The 13,973-nt window shown below is 48.8% G+C and carries 19 protein-coding genes; 13 read left to right on the top strand and 6 right to left on the bottom strand.

Translation table 11 applies throughout. From position 1 onward, the window contains the following. Positions 1-15 precede the first annotated feature (15 nt). The 3 genes from RS881_RS20515 to xylA all read right to left on the bottom strand — a co-directional run bounded on the left by RS881_RS20515 (position 16) and on the right by xylA (position 3,631). Positions 16-921 carry a DUF1338 domain-containing protein gene (locus RS881_RS20515; protein ID WP_315822776.1) on the bottom strand — a complete coding sequence of 302 codons (906 nt, stop codon included), beginning with the start codon at positions 919-921 and terminating at the stop codon, positions 16-18. Positions 922-931: 10 nt separating this feature from the next. Then, positions 932-2,002, bottom strand: a complete 1,071-nt coding sequence (locus tag RS881_RS20510) for a saccharopine dehydrogenase family protein (protein WP_315822775.1) — start codon at positions 2,000-2,002, stop codon at positions 932-934. Between the two features lie 300 nt (positions 2,003-2,302). Further along, the gene (xylA, locus tag RS881_RS20505; protein ID WP_315822774.1) at positions 2,303-3,631 is read right to left on the bottom strand and encodes a xylose isomerase; all 1,329 of its coding nucleotides are present in this window, start codon (positions 3,629-3,631) and stop codon (positions 2,303-2,305) included. A 202-nt stretch (positions 3,632-3,833) separates the two neighbouring features. Between xylA and RS881_RS20500 the strand changes: the two genes are divergently transcribed. From RS881_RS20500 to RS881_RS59765, 13 genes are all read left to right on the top strand, one after another. Next, positions 3,834-4,484, top strand: coding sequence for a cupin domain-containing protein (locus tag RS881_RS20500; RefSeq protein ID WP_315822773.1), 651 nt, complete (start codon positions 3,834-3,836; stop codon positions 4,482-4,484). Beyond that, positions 4,445-4,618, top strand: coding sequence for a helix-turn-helix domain-containing protein (locus RS881_RS59775; RefSeq protein WP_350340233.1), 174 nt, complete (start codon positions 4,445-4,447; stop codon positions 4,616-4,618). The genes RS881_RS20500 and RS881_RS59775 overlap by 40 nt, the downstream gene beginning before the upstream one ends. Before the next feature lie 137 nt (positions 4,619-4,755). Further along, complete coding sequence (locus tag RS881_RS20495; RefSeq protein WP_315822772.1) at positions 4,756-5,277, top strand: carbohydrate binding family 9 domain-containing protein; 522 nt, start codon at positions 4,756-4,758, stop codon at positions 5,275-5,277. Beyond that, positions 5,250-5,507, top strand: coding sequence for a DOMON domain-containing protein (locus RS881_RS20490; RefSeq protein ID WP_315822771.1), 258 nt, complete (start codon positions 5,250-5,252; stop codon positions 5,505-5,507). The genes RS881_RS20495 and RS881_RS20490 overlap by 28 nt, the downstream gene beginning before the upstream one ends. Further along, positions 5,488-5,946: a DUF5916 domain-containing protein gene (locus RS881_RS59770; RefSeq protein WP_350340232.1), complete on the top strand. Its 459-nt coding sequence runs from the start codon at positions 5,488-5,490 to the stop codon at positions 5,944-5,946. Before RS881_RS20490 ends, RS881_RS59770 begins: the two co-directional genes overlap by 20 nt. After that, positions 5,873-7,405 (top strand): DUF5916 domain-containing protein, encoded by a 1,533-nt coding sequence (locus RS881_RS20480; protein ID WP_315822769.1) that lies wholly within the window; start codon positions 5,873-5,875, stop codon positions 7,403-7,405. The genes RS881_RS59770 and RS881_RS20480 overlap by 74 nt, the downstream gene beginning before the upstream one ends. Then, positions 7,395-7,547, top strand: a complete 153-nt coding sequence (locus RS881_RS20475) for a hypothetical protein (protein WP_315822768.1) — start codon at positions 7,395-7,397, stop codon at positions 7,545-7,547. Before RS881_RS20480 ends, RS881_RS20475 begins: the two co-directional genes overlap by 11 nt. Before the next feature lie 409 nt (positions 7,548-7,956). Beyond that, positions 7,957-9,543: a SpoIID/LytB domain-containing protein gene (locus RS881_RS20470; RefSeq protein ID WP_315822767.1), complete on the top strand. Its 1,587-nt coding sequence runs from the start codon at positions 7,957-7,959 to the stop codon at positions 9,541-9,543. A gap of 83 nt (positions 9,544-9,626) precedes the next feature. Beyond that, positions 9,627-10,367 (top strand): SpoIID/LytB domain-containing protein, encoded by a 741-nt coding sequence (locus RS881_RS20465; RefSeq protein ID WP_315822766.1) that lies wholly within the window; start codon positions 9,627-9,629, stop codon positions 10,365-10,367. Continuing rightward, the gene (locus tag RS881_RS20460; RefSeq protein WP_315822765.1) at positions 10,346-10,489 is read left to right on the top strand and encodes a hypothetical protein; all 144 of its coding nucleotides are present in this window, start codon (positions 10,346-10,348) and stop codon (positions 10,487-10,489) included. Before RS881_RS20465 ends, RS881_RS20460 begins: the two co-directional genes overlap by 22 nt. A 43-nt stretch (positions 10,490-10,532) precedes the next feature. Next, positions 10,533-11,072 carry a M23 family metallopeptidase gene (locus tag RS881_RS20455; protein WP_315822764.1) on the top strand — a complete coding sequence of 180 codons (540 nt, stop codon included), beginning with the start codon at positions 10,533-10,535 and terminating at the stop codon, positions 11,070-11,072. A 456-nt stretch (positions 11,073-11,528) separates the two neighbouring features. Further along, positions 11,529-11,666, top strand: a complete 138-nt coding sequence (locus tag RS881_RS20450) for a hypothetical protein (protein ID WP_315822763.1) — start codon at positions 11,529-11,531, stop codon at positions 11,664-11,666. Positions 11,667-11,760: 94 nt separating this feature from the next. Beyond that, complete coding sequence (locus RS881_RS59765) at positions 11,761-11,976, top strand: DinB family protein (RefSeq protein WP_350340231.1); 216 nt, start codon at positions 11,761-11,763, stop codon at positions 11,974-11,976. Between the two features lie 234 nt (positions 11,977-12,210). On the opposite strand, the gene RS881_RS20440 is transcribed toward RS881_RS59765, so the two are convergent. From RS881_RS20440 to RS881_RS20430, 3 genes are read right to left on the bottom strand one after another with little or no spacing between them, the layout of a single operon-like run. After that, a complete protein-coding gene (locus RS881_RS20440; protein ID WP_315822761.1) occupies positions 12,211-13,110 on the bottom strand; it encodes a glycosyl hydrolase family 28 protein in 900 nt (299 codons plus the stop codon). Beyond that, the gene (locus RS881_RS20435; RefSeq protein WP_315824556.1) at positions 13,080-13,283 is read right to left on the bottom strand and encodes a glycosyl hydrolase family 28 protein; all 204 of its coding nucleotides are present in this window, start codon (positions 13,281-13,283) and stop codon (positions 13,080-13,082) included. The genes RS881_RS20440 and RS881_RS20435 overlap by 31 nt, the downstream gene beginning before the upstream one ends. Continuing rightward, a complete protein-coding gene (locus tag RS881_RS20430; protein ID WP_315822760.1) occupies positions 13,274-13,879 on the bottom strand; it encodes a glycosyl hydrolase family 28-related protein in 606 nt (201 codons plus the stop codon). The genes RS881_RS20435 and RS881_RS20430 overlap by 10 nt, the downstream gene beginning before the upstream one ends. Positions 13,880-13,973 lie beyond the last annotated feature (94 nt).

The following is a 13,973-nucleotide window of genomic DNA, read 5'->3' as shown; positions in this document are numbered from 1 at the left end:
TGGCGGCCCCTCATGTTATCTTTTAGCTGCTTGCTCCATATACGTACTCTCGAAAATCTTATCCGCATTCCCTGCCTCAAAACCTTCCCGCCGGTGCGCAGCCGTGATCTGATGGGCCGGCAAATGGCGGAATGGCTCCAATACCCTGCGCTCGGCAAACTCCACATAAGAACCTGGAATGGTTTTATGTTCCCCACCTGCAAAAACCGCATCTACCATCCCGGCTACCGTACTGCTTTGTAACAGGTTGCCATCCGGGCTTTGCTTGATCTTTCCGCCAGCATCATTGAGCACAATACCATTTTGCTCCAGGAAAGCATTGAAGGTTGCCAGTGTATTATAAGGCGCCTTCAAATTATGCACTGAAAGTGTATAATGATTCAGGTAGTACCGGTTATAAATAGCCCAGGCAGCGTATTCCGATTCGCCCGCCAGCGCTTCATAATCGGCCAACTCAGGCAGTTCCCAGGAACTACTGTGCAGGTAATGATCCACAGCCGCCGCATCATCCAGGTTGATACCATCTACCGGATCGGTGGCTACCTTATCTGTATACCGGTGAATGATGGCTTGTGTGGCAGCGCTTAAATCGGTCACCCGCAATTCAGATACAAATATGCGGGGCTGCCCGGCAACCGGCGGCGCATACCAGAAAGCATTCAATTTCTTTTCCTTGAAATAGTAATAATCGCGCTTTTGATACCCATAATGCAGGAACACTTTTTCCAGTGAGCCAATGCCCAGGTGCGGCACGCCCAGCGTTCGGAAAGCAATATGATCGTTCTCTATTTCCTCCCCGCCAGCAATGATACCCACCTTGATCATGGCCTGGATGATCGCTGCTACATCGGGCACCCGCGCCTGGTAGCGCTGCATGAGCCCTGCTAAGACTTTATCGAGTGTTTGGTTGGTGGTTGACATATCGAAAAATTTAAGTGAACGATTGTTCATCGGCATAAAGGCGACCCCAGCGTGTGGCATAAAACGCATCCAGGCCAATATCCTCTTGTTTCACAAATCCTTTGCCAGGTAGTTGCCCCCTGGCCACCATTTCTACCACAGCAGCTACCGAAGCAGCTGTAGTCCAGGAAATGGCCCGCCAGTTGCGCCCATTGATATCCCGTGGATGATAGGCCCGGTAAAACTCTTCCCTTTTTAGGTCCTGCCCATTCCATCCTTCTACCACAGCATAAACATAAACTACATCTTGTTTTACCGGCGGTTTGGCTTCCGTCAATATTTGTTCCAGCAACTCTCTTTTTTCTTTCAGGATCAGTTCATACAACAGGAACCGCATCAGCCGCGCATGACCCGGATAGCGGATCGTTTTATAATTGAGCGTATCCACTTTCCCATCGAGCGTTTCGCACAAGGTACCCAGTCCGCCGGAGGTGGAAAAAGCTTCAAACTCCTGCCCTTCAATATTGATCGTTTCCAGTCCTTCCAGCGAAGGTACCATTTTGCGCACCCCATTGTGGATCACCTCTGCATCATTGATGTATTCATTGATCACACCCGCCGGCGACCAGGTAAAGGAATAACCCATCAGTCCATTGGGGTACCTGGGCAATGCCCCTACCCTTAATTCTATATCCCTGATTTTGGTGAATGATTGTGCCAGGTGGGCACCCGCAATACCAATAAAGCCGGGCGCCAGTCCACACTGTGGTATCATGGCAGCTTTGGCTGTTTCCGCCATTTCCCGGATAGCGGCTGTAGTAGCTACGTCCTCCGTAAGATCAAAATAATGGATGCCCAGGGCGTGTGCTGTGCGGGCTACAGCCAGGTTAAGGTGATAGGGTAAGCAGGATACAACCGCATCCTGACCGGCCAGCAATTGGCGCAAGGCCTCCGGATCGGCCACATTGCCATCTACCGTGGGAAATGTAACAGGGGCCGCAGGCGCCTGGCGGTCAATACCAGTAACAGTAAACAGATCGGCCAGTAAGGTGCCCACCAATGAGCCTACCTTACCCATGCCGGTAACAGCAATTCGTTTCACAGTAAATTGTTTAAAATGAATAAATAACCGGGGCGGTTACCCCGTCATCAAGAATAGCAATAAAAAGGAAAGGAGTTGATTATGGCACGTTCGCACAGGCGCTCCGCAGGAAAGCCATGTACGAATAGAATATTTTGAAGGAGTAATTCATTTTGTGCCTTGCAATATTAGTAAAAAGGTTGGGATTGGGAAATGAGGCACAAGGACGTTCAACTTGTAACAGGTTGCAAGGCATAACCACAGCAAAACCAAAGGGCGCCCTTCGCAGGACGCCCTTTCAAATTTATTGGGAATACAACCTTACAGGTAATTATTGATGATGTTCTCCATGTATTCCTGCTTACCACTGCGCGTGGCAGGCTCACCATTTTTAATGGCATAATCTCTCAGATCTTCCAGGCTGGATTTACCCTGCTCAAAAGCTTTGGCTTCTGCGCTGTCATAAGAACTGTAACGATCCTCACGGATCTTCTTATAAGCGCTTTTCTGCAGAATGGCATCAGCCGTAATGAGCGCACGGGCAAAAGTATCCACCCCGCCAATATGCGCCAGGAACAGATCCTCAGGATCGGTTGAATTGCGGCGGATCTTGGCGTCGAAGTTGATACCGCCACCCTTAAAGCCACCGCCTTCGAGGATGATGAGCATCGTTTCAGCCAACTCATTCAGGTTGGTAGGAAACTGGTCTGTATCCCAACCATTCTGGTAGTCGCCCCGGTTGGCATCCATGCTGCCCAACAGGCCCGCATCAACAGCCACCTGCAGCTCATGCTGGAACGTATGGCCGGCCAGGGTGGCATGGTTCACCTCCAGGTTAAGTTTAAAGTCGTTCAACAGATCATATTGACGCAGGAAACCAATCACTGTTTCGGCATCATAATCATACTGGTGTTTCGTAGGCTCACAAGGCTTCGGCTCAATGAAGAAGGTTCCTTTGAAACCATTCTTCCGTGCATAATCCTTAGCTACATGTAGAAAACGAGCCAGGTGCTCTTTTTCCTTTTTCATATTGGTATTGAGCAGGCTCATATACCCTTCCTGTCCTCCCCAGAAAACATAGTTTTCTCCACCCAGTGCAATTGTAGCATCCAGCGCAGCTTTTACCTGGGCAGCAGCATGGGTAAGCACATGGAAATCGGGATTGGTAGCAGCCCCGTTCATATAACGGCGGTTGCTGAACAGGTTGGCCGTACCCCACAGCAGTTTCACCCCACTGGCATCCTGCTTTTGTTTGAGGTATTGTGCAAGCGTAGCCAGTCTTTTATCATTGTCTTCCACATCATTGGAATACTCTACTACGTCAACGTCATGGAAGCAATAATAGGGCAGGCCCAGTTTGGTAATGAACTCAAAAGCTGCATCTGCCTTGTCCTTCGCCTTTTCAATAGGGTCTTTCTTTACATCCCAGGGAAACAGGTGCGTGGCCTCACCAAAAGGATCAGCACCCGATCCGCAGAAGGAATGCCAATAGGCCACCGCAAAGCGCAGCCAGTCCTTCATGGGCTTGCCGGCCACCACTTTACTTTCATCATACCAACGATAGGCCAGGGGATTATCTGTTTGCAAGCCTTCATACTTAATGGCGGGAATTCCTTTGAAGAATTCAGTAGCACCCGTAACAATTTTCATATAATCGTTTTTTAATTTCACACAATCAGCAAATATTACCCAATTTGCCCTCCCGAACAACCGCTATTTTAGAAAGAAAATATGCTATCTTATCAAATGATGCTACATTTATGGCCAATGGCTGATAAAATCCTTTCTATACACCAGTGAAAACACTCATTCAAAAGTAGAACCAGATGCCAATCAAAGCTTTGCCTGCCGGGTGTATGAAACCCCACATTTTGAAACCAACTGGCATAAGCATCCTGAATATGAACTGATCACCATCCTCAGCGGCCATGGAACGGCCCTGATTGGCGACCATGTATGTGATTACAAAGTGCACGATGTATTCTTTATTGCCGGCAACCTGCCTCACTGGTTTCGTAAAAACCATCCCCAAATGTCCTGCGCCGTACTGGTGGTACATTTTACGGGCGACTGCTGGGGCCCTGGCCTGTTGCAAATGCCCGAAATGAAGGCCATCCAAGCCTTATTGAAAAAGAACAATGGTATTCTGCTGCAAAAGCGCCTGAAGAAGGAAATTGCGCCCGGCATACACGCGCTCCATGCTGCAAATGGTATTGAAAAGCTCCTATTGTTGTTCCAGCTACTCCAAAAGATCGGCACTTCCAGCCAATACAAAATACTCACCGAAGATTTCCACGATCCCGCCGTGGCCGTAAACCCCGCTATAGAGAGGATCATCGATTATTCCTTCAAGCATTTCCTGAAGCCCATCACCCTCGAAGAAATTGCTGCTATAGCCAATATGACCATCCCCACCTTTTGCCGTTTCTTTAAGAAGAACATCAAAAGACGTATTTTGATTTCATACGCGACCTGCGCATCAGCCATGCCTGTAAACTGCTGACCAGCACCAGCAAACCCATCCTGGAAGTATGTTATGAAAGCGGCTATAAAAGCTGGGCCCACTTCAGCAAGCAGTTCAAGGAAGTAAAACAACAGACACCCAGCCAGTTCAGAAAGCTGTTTATCCAGAGCTAACTCTCCCCTCATAGGGTGAAATCCGTCGTTTGGCCGGATATCACGACAAATTGACCGTTGCTAAACTTTCTCATCAATATCTTTTTCTATTCCAGTAACATTGTATTCATACGCCCTTCTAACGCCATGAGAAATATTTGCTTGACTATCCTGCTATTGAGGCACTTTTTGCCGGGGCACAAACCAACCCCGCAGATTCCTTTACAAGAAAGAAATACTATACCCAACACTTGAAAAGTGAGATCACCCTTGACGGTATACCCTCCGAAGAAGCCTGGCATTCAGTGGATTGGGGTGGCGACTTTATCCAATGGCAACCGCATGAAGGAAAACCTCCCTCGCAACCTACCAGCTTCAAAATTTTGTATGATGAAAAGTACTTGTATGTAGCCTATCGTTGCCATGATGCAGCCCCCGACTCCGTTATCAGGCGTATGGGCAGGCGCGATGAGTTTCCCGGCGACTGGTTGGAGATCAATATTGATAGTTACCATGACCTCCGTACGGCTTTTTCATTTACCCTTTCCGCATCCGGTGTACGAAGTGATGAGTTTGTAACCGGTGATGGCGCTAACTGGGATGCCAATTGGAACCCCATCTGGTTTGCCAAAACGCATATGGACGATCAGGGATGGACAGCAGAAGTAAAGATCCCCTAAGCCAGTTACGGTATGGCAATGAATCGGATAAAGTATGGGGTCTACAGATCAACCGCCGTTTGTTCCGCAAGGAAGAACGCTCCTACTGGCAGCATATTCCGCAAAACTCCGGCGTATGGGTAAGCAGGTTCGGTGAACTCCATGGGCTCAAAACATCCCCCTGCACAGGCAAGTGGAAATTGCTCCTTATGTCATCGCCCAGGCCGATAAATACAAAAAGAACCTGGTAATCCCTTTGCCAAGGGTTTTGATACCAAACTAACTGCGGGCCTGGATGGGAAGCTGGCGGTTACGAATGACCTGATCCTCGACTTTACCATCAACCCGGATTTTGGACAAGTAGAAGCGGATCCCTCGCAGGTACGTATTGATGGCTTCCAGAACTTCTTCACAGAACGTCGCCCTTTCTTTATAGAAAGCAGGAATATCTTCGATTACCAGCTTACCGGTTCTGAAGCAGGCGGCGACTATGATTCCGACCTCTTGTTTTATTCCCGGCGCATAGGCAGCCCGCCCCACGGGTATCCCAACCTGAACAATGGAGACCACGTTAAATATCCCCAAAACACATCCATATTAGGCGCTGCCAAATTCAGTGGCAAAACCAAAAAAAGGCTGGAGCATTGGTATATTGGAAAGCATCACCCAACGCGAAATGGCAACCATTGACCATGCGGGCGACAGGCGGAAAGAACTGGTAGAGCCCCTCACCAGTTACTTTGTAGGCCGGTTGCAAAAAGACATCCATTCCGGGAATACGATCATTGGTGGTATCTTTACAGGCGTTAACCGCGAGAACGGGCTCAATGATATCCTGCACAGCAGCGCCTACTCGGCCGGCCTGGATTTTTTACAGTACTGGCGCAACCGTACCTGGTACCTGCGCGGCAATGTTGTTTTTAGCCATGTACAAGGCAGTAAAGAAGCCATTCTCAATACGCAAACTTCTTTTGAACACCTCTTTCAACGTGCCGGCGCCCCCGAAGTATCGGTCGACAGCAACCGCACTTCGCTCACTGGCATGGGTGGTACAGTGCGCTTTGGCAAAAGCGGAGGGCGGCCAGGCAAACTGGGCCAGATACTACGGTTTGAAACGGGCCTCACCTTTCGTTCACCTGAACTGGAATTGAATGATATTGGCTTTATGCTCACGGCCAATGAGGTCAATCATTTTACCTGGATAGGCGCCCATTATCAAAAACCATTCTTCCTGTTTCGCCAGGCCCGGCTGAACTACAACCACTGGTTCAGGTGGGATTTTAGTGGACAGTTTATCTACCATGCCGTCAATTTCAATTCCCATGCTACTTTCAAAAACAACTGGCAGGCTGGTACCGGTATTACCTGGAACTCATACGATGTATCCAATACAGCTTTAAGAGGCGCGCTATCGATGCGAAGGCCTGCCGCCTTAGCCCACAACTTGTATGTGAACAGTGACTTCAGGAAAAAGGTATTCTTCAACCTTAACCTATTTAATATCTGGGGATTTGATCATACGATCAAAAGCAATGAACCATCCATCACTGTCAATTACCAGCCGGTTAATGCACTAAAGATCAGTCTTGCCGCAGCTTACACACATTACTGGCGCCGGCAGGATCAATACGTAAGTACGGTCAATTACAATAATAACATGCGCACCATTGTAGGTGAAGTAAAACAAAACACCCTTCGTTTCACAGGCCGCCTAAGCTATAATATCACCCCCGACCTGACCCTCCAGTATTATGGACAGCCTTTTATTACCAGGCCGCTCTATGATAAATTCGGGTATGTATCGGCCCCATTGGCCAACAAGTACGACAACAGGTTCCAGGTATATAGTCCAGGGCAGATCAGCTTCGCCAACAACAGGTATTCTGTAGACGAAAACATGGACGGTACCACGGATTATAGTTTCAGCAAACCCGACTTCAATTTTGTACAGTTCCGCTCCAACCTCGTGGTACGTTGGGAATACAAGCCTGGATCAGAGCTTTACCTGGTATGGTCGCAAGGCAATACCCCGGATGCATCAGCCGATCTTGACAGGCCATTGGCAAATAGTTTATTTGACAATGCGTTTTCAAATGGACAGGCCCGGAACATCTTCCTGGTGAAATGCACCTACCGGTTTGTACGATAACAAAAGCATCCTGTGCGCCAATTTGCCCGATCTTAAAACAACCTATACATACAACCGTTACACTGCCAGCAGAAACCCGCAAACCATTGGGGATGTAGAAAAATATTTTATCCAACTGATCTTATCGACTGTTTCCTCCTAACGATATGATTGCTACCTTTTCATCAACACTAACGCAGTTCAATAGCTGACATCGAAGCCATATTCATGCAAAAAACCTCATGGTAAGTTGAAAACTTCTGTGTAATATTATATGGCATATTACATCGTAAACCAACCTATCTATCCGATGAAAAAGAATCTTCCGCAATGGTATGCCACCAGGCCACCCTGCTGTTATGAACCCTCTTCTTTATTCCCTACTTAGTTACTTATTTAAACCAGTTGTGTAGCCTGCCTGCTATTTATGCCCATTAGTAACAGGGGTGTATCCCCTGTTGAAACCCCTATTGCCCGGCATTACCGGAAAAGCAATAGGCAAGGGCCCCTCCTATCTCTAATAATGCTGTACATATTCCATCAATCATTGCAAACCAATTAAAGCTAATTGTATGAACAAAAAATTTACGTTCACCAGCCGCAAAGCCCTGGCATGGCTGCTTTGTGCATGTGTACTATTATTGCAAACGCAATTGCAGGCACAACAGATCAGTGTTATTGTACAAGATCAGCAAACCGGTTTTGCTGTTGCCGGAGCTACGATCAACGTAACAACACCCAGCGGGAAATCATTTTATTTACAAGCTGCCAAAAACGGCAAAACGCAGCTATCAACCGGCTCAGGAAGGTATAATTTCTCTATTACAGCCCCCGGTTACCATACGCTGGAAACCTATTTTGACGCCTCTGCCATCACCACTATTGAAGCCAATATCAACCTCGACCCCATTAACAACCCACCATCAAATGAGGCCCGCCAGTGGCCAGGTAGTAAAGACCAGCTCATCCTTAGTGGTTATATACGCGATGGGGATGAGAATGCACCCCTGGAAAGTGCAAGCATTAAAGCCGGCGCTTATACCGCTATTACAGATCGCAAAGGTTTCTTCTCCCTGGAAATACCCGTTGCAGCCAATATCATCACAGAAGGAAAAACACCGCCCACTATCACCATACAGGCATCAAAAAAAGGTTACGCAACTTATACCATTCAAAACTTTTATGCCATACCCGATACCTATACCTTGAAACTAGCCCTTACTTCAGCCGCCACTTTGAAACAACAGCCGGGCAATATCCCACCAGCTGTAACCGAAACATACCACCATGGGCTATTCGATAGAGCCGAGAGCGATGAGCAAGAACGATACAAAGAGCCCACTACCCAGCCTATTGCACAAAAGAATGAGGCGGCAGCCATCACCCTGGCAGTGGCCGTACCCGGCACCATCCGCGTAGGCACCAGTTGTTCCTGTACGAGTTGCAGCGTGGTGCAGGTTATGAGCCTGGAAGCCTATACACAAAGCGGACTGGATGATGAATGGATTGCCAGTTGGGGAGCGGCATCCTTACAGGCCGGGGCGGTAGCTTACCGTACTTATGGCGCCTGGTATGTATTGCATCCTGTTGCTGGCAGCTATGATATTGCCGCCACCACCTGCAACCAGGCCTGGCAAAACGATATAGCCACGAGTACAAAGAATGCCGCCATTGCAACAGCCGGCACTGTATTACTAAAGAGCGGCGCCATTTTCAGGTCCGAATATTCGGCCGAGAACAACAATTCAGGATGCGGCAATGGCTACAGCGGTACCGGCACATCCTGGCCTTGTATATCTGACGCCCGTTGTGCCGGCAGAACCAAGAACGGTCACGGACGGGGTATGTGCCAATGGGGCTCCAGTTTTTGGGCCAGCGATAAAACCTATCTGTGGATACTGAATCACTACTACAACCCAGGTGGTGTAACGGTACAACTGCCTGCCTCGCCCGCTGTGACCACTCTCTCCTTTACAGTAAAAGACCAAAACACAGGAACGGCTATTGCCAGCGCTTCGATCGCTGCAACCAAAGTAGGTGGTAGCACTACAACCCTCACTACCAATGCCAGTGGTCAGGTAGTTTTTGGAGCGGATACCGGCCGCTATAATGTTACCATCTCTAAAAGCGGCTACATGGCCCTTACTACTTTTTCATAGGCAATGCAGCCGATGATTCCATAGCAGCCGACATTAACCTCGATGCCACAGGAGCCGTCACCCCTATACCAGGTGTTCCTTCGGTGATACGTGTTGCTACCAGTTGCGCCTGTACCACCCCATGCAGTTCCCTGTCCCTGCAGGTCATGAGCCTGGAAGCTTATGTACAAACCGGCCTGGATGACGAATGGGTGTCCAGTTGGAATGCCCCTTCCTTACAAGCCGGTGCAGTAGCTTACCGCTCACGCGGCGCCTGGTATGTACAACACCCTGTTGCCAATAACTATGACCTCTCTGCTGCCGCTTGCCACCAAACCTGGCAAAGCGACCGGGCTGCCTCCGTAAAAAGTGCCGCGATTGCTACCGCCGGTACGGTACTGGTCAAGAACGGCGCCATCATCAAAGCCGATTATGCAGCAGAGAACAACAATGCGGGTTGCGGGGATGGGTTTAGCGGAAATTCAACTACCTGGCCCTGCATTGCAGATGCACGTTGCGCGGGAAGGGCCAATAATGGAAATGGAAAAGGTATGTGCCAGTGGGGTTCCAGCTTCTGGGGTACTGACCAAACCTATACCTGGATATTGAATCACTATTATGGTCCGGATACCGTCACCATACAAACGCCGGGATCTTTACTGACTACCAGGGCTGCTACCAGCAATAGTACCACTGAAACCTTTGCCAGCCACCTACGGTTATGGCCCAATCCTGTTACCGGTACCGAAGTAAAACTCACTTTCACCATGAAAGAACCGGCACAACCGGCCATGATCTTATTGATGGATCACAATGGCCGCCCGTGCGTCAACAAGCTGTTATAGTACAACAGGGTAATAACCAGCACAGCCTGACAACCGGTAAATTAAAAGCCGGCTTTTATTCCGTGACCATTCGCTTACAAACAGGCAGAACAGCCAGTCAAAAACTACTGGTAACCGAATAACAACGAAGCCTATTTTTTATTTCTAACAATAAAACCAACAACGATGACACCTTCCATGAGAAAAATGTCGCTGGGTATGCTGATCCTAATTGTGATCTCCTTATCCTGTAGTAAAGATCAAACAACAGCCGAACAGGAAGCGCTTATTGACCAACAGGCCGCAACCACCAATGCAGCAGGTGCTGCTGATGTATTGGCCCGGATCGCTTCACCTGTTCCAGGTAAAACTGTTACCTACCCCTATGGCATCATTGACCCCCGGTATGCAGCAGGTTATCATACCGGCGATGATTATGCAGCACCCACGGGTACTAATGTAGTAGCCGTACTGGGTGGCACGATTGGCTGGTCCAATAACAACGGCGGGGCCTATGGCAGGTGGATCGGCCTGCGCGCCACCAATGGCCGGGATTATGTGTATTGCCATCTTTCCGTACGCTCAGTAAGCACCGGCGCTACCGTAGTAGCCGGTCAGAAATTGGGTGAGGTAGGCGCTACCGGCAACGTAACAGGCCCGCACCTCCACTTTGAAGACCGCCCACGGGGTGGTGGCTATGGACAGGTACGTAAACCAACCTGGTAAGAGCTGCGCATAGCAGGATACCGACTTAACGGTATTTGGGGAGGGTCACCCTCCAAGGGAGGCTCAAAGGAGCTTACCGAAATCTATTTGGGGTGGGTCGCCCTCTCAGGGGCGGCTCACCCTCATCTAAAGAATGTTCCCCTGCTTTTCATTACCTTTAGGTTCTTACTCATTTCCGCCCTGCGAAAGAGGCCATTATTTTGTCCGGATCCACCCTTTAAATGTCTGTCTTACCCCTCCCATTACCCGTTTGAGACCCTAATTTTGCGCACTAATTATTCATCAATAATTGCTTAGGTATGAAAACGATGCTATTTACTTTTGCCACGCTGATGGCATTTGCTTTTGTTCTCCCTGCTGATGTCCTTTCCAAAAAGAAAGGAAGAGCGCCATTCAACTACTAAAATCTAACGAAAAAGACCTGAAAAAGAGCTGAAAGGCCTTAGCGAAGCACAGTTGAAATGGAAATCGGCGCCCGACCGCTGGAGCGTGGAAGATTGCATGAAACACATCGCTGCTTCCGGACAGGCAATTTGGCAAATGACAGAAGCAGGGATCAAGCAACCTGCCAACCCTGAAAAAGAAGTGAGTTAAAAATGAGTGATGAGCAGGTCGTACAATCGGTCGAGGACCGCTCTACCAAACACCAAACCTTCGACCAATTAAAACCAGAAAATATTCCTTATAAATCCGCAGAGGAAGCACTAGGGGCCTTAAAAGTGACCAGGCCAAACTGATCGACTACTTAAAGTCAACTTCCGATGACCTGCGCAACCACGTGGTGGCCCTCCCATTTGGCCAGTTTGACTGCTACCAGATGATCCTGTTCCAGGCCGGACACACCAACCGCCATATCCAACAGATCAGGGAAGTAAAAGCCGATCCGGGTTTTCCCAAAGAGTAAGGTACGGACAGCTACCTCACCAGCAAATGCCCCGGTAAGGGCATTACAGTCTCATAGCGCCCCGAACTTAGCCGGGTAAGGCATTCCTGCGCAACCAAAAAGTCGCGGCAATGTATTTCTGTGCCCCTTACTCAGCAAGGCTACAGGCTATCCAGGTAAAAGTGTAGGGGACCTGCCTTATCATTGCCCGGAAGCCCACTACCAGGTTATTTTCTTTTGCCAGCCAGCCCAGGTTTACCGCTTTGGGGAGGCCCCATTATTGATTACCAACTGTTTAGCAGCTTTACTAATATCCCCGCCATCTACTTTAATATTTTCTGTAGCGGCTCCTTCTACCTGCAGAAAAACGGCTGCAGGCGTTAATACCCGGGTAGCTGTAAACAGCAGATCCTTAGTATTCACCAGCCTCAGCAATTCTGTTCCGGGACTGCCCTGCACACTCAACCCGGTAATGGTGGCATCCTGCACATTATCCAGGATGATGGCAGGCCGCGCATCTGGCTTTTCATAAGTAAAGCGCACATTATTTAAGGTCAACCCCTTTACATTACGTGCATACAACCCATAAGCCGGCGGCCCAAATGGCCTGGTACCCCATACCCCAAAATATTCAGCACTCAACTCGGGCACTTCGCGTTTGGCCGCCTGCTCTTTTGTGCCGCCGCCAGCATATACAACATGCACATCGGTAAGGCTGATATTTTCCAGGAATACCTTCCCCACCCCATTGAGTGTGATACAGGAATTAAGCTCTCCATCAAAAACATTGACCCCAAAATGGATGTCGGGATGATTAACGGGTTTCCCCACCACCGTGGCCCGGATATTATTAAAGGAGATATTGCGTACGAAGGAAGGAGCCGCATTGGCCTCATTAGCCGAAGCGTTACCGCCCGTAAACCCAATACCAATCGGGCCTGTTACGTTGCGCATCACTATATTGGAAAAATGCAGGTTCTCTATCCGCGCTTTGCCCGAGCTGATCTTGACCGGGCAGCCATAGGTATCATAGATCAGGCAATTGGAGATGGTTATATTCTGCGCTTCGCCGCCGCCAAAACGGAAGATGGACCAGCGTGTACTGAAACTGCAATTGGTAACTGTTACAAACTGGTTACTGCCAAAAGGGCACACGCATCATCCTGGCATTGCACATCGCAATTGCTGATGTGTACATACTGTGTATCATTGAAATGAAAACCATCATTGTTTTTATTGACGCGGTTGTAGATGCGGATATTGTGCAGCTGAACATGCCTGCACTTCAGGATGCGGAAACAATGGTAAGCACTGTTGGTTAAAAATATATCCCTGACCTGAAACCTTGTACATTGATAAAAATGACCAGGTGGGGGCGGTCAAAATTGCCCCCTACCCCTTTTTGTCCGGGCCCCGTATTATCTCCTTTCCCATTGTAAAAGGCCAGTCCATTCCCATCAATTGTACCATACCCTTCGATAGCTATATTCTCAGCATTCACTGCGTAGATGAACACAATATTGCCATTGCCGGAAGGCACGCCTTTTCCGGCGGTATAATCCTCCCGGCGGGTACTGCCCAATAACCGCCCATTGGTGGCAATGTGCAGTGTAACACCCGATCTCAGTTCAATGGTGCCACAAATAAAATCACCCACCGGTATCAACACTGTACCTCCACCAGCACTGTTACAGGCATCAATGGCGGCCTGGATAGCAGCGGTATCCAGTGTTTGCCCATCGCCTTTGGCGCCAAAATCCCGAACATTGTATATACTACCAATGGGTAATTTTTCATCCAGGGAATTGTCGGCCGGGGTGGCCATAGCGGGCATGCCAATAAGACCTGCACCTGCTACCGTAAGGGCAGGAACAGCCATCTTTTCAAACCATTGACGACGGGAAACAGGTGCTGATTTTTTCATACCCCGAATATGCAGGATTATCCTGCTGCCTTGTTCCAAAAAAAAATGGCTTTTGGCTAAGCTATTTTAGCGGGGTGGATGCATGGATCTGCAA

The sequence above is a fragment of the Paraflavitalea speifideaquila genome, from assembly GCF_032395985.1.
Classification (GTDB): Bacteria; Bacteroidota; Bacteroidia; order Chitinophagales; family Chitinophagaceae; genus Paraflavitalea; species Paraflavitalea speifideaquila.
Note: the sequence above shows the minus strand (reverse complement) of the source record. Positions and strands in the feature narration are given on the sequence as shown.